1 pseudogene is annotated in these 301 nt (G+C 66.8%); it reads right to left on the bottom strand.

From position 1 onward, the window contains the following. Window positions 1-254 (bottom strand): annotated as a pseudogene (locus MKL20_RS11530) (hypothetical protein); the annotation flags it as partial. Window positions 255-301: the final 47 nt, after the last annotated feature.

Raw genomic sequence — 301 nt, forward strand, 5'->3', positions numbered from 1 at the left:
GGCCAGGCCGCGTCGACCCCGGGGGACATGTCGAGCACGACCCGCACCATGGCAGGCAGCAGGCCCAGCACCAGGACGAGATAGGTGAGCTTCTGGATGACGTTGTAGCGCTTGGCCTCCACGCCTTCGGGGAAGCGCAGCAGCAGGTCGTCGTTCACCGAGCCGCCGAAGTCGCGGATCTGATCGCCGTCGGGGATCAGCCGGCGGCGCAGCTGGCCGCCGAACAGCCCGCAGAGCAGGTAGACCACACCGTTGTTCCCCAAAAACTACGCAGAAGGGGATTGCCAACTCCGAGCCCTGG

It is taken from the genome of Methylobacterium sp. E-066, from assembly GCF_022829635.1.
Lineage (GTDB): Bacteria > Pseudomonadota > Alphaproteobacteria > Rhizobiales > Beijerinckiaceae > Methylobacterium.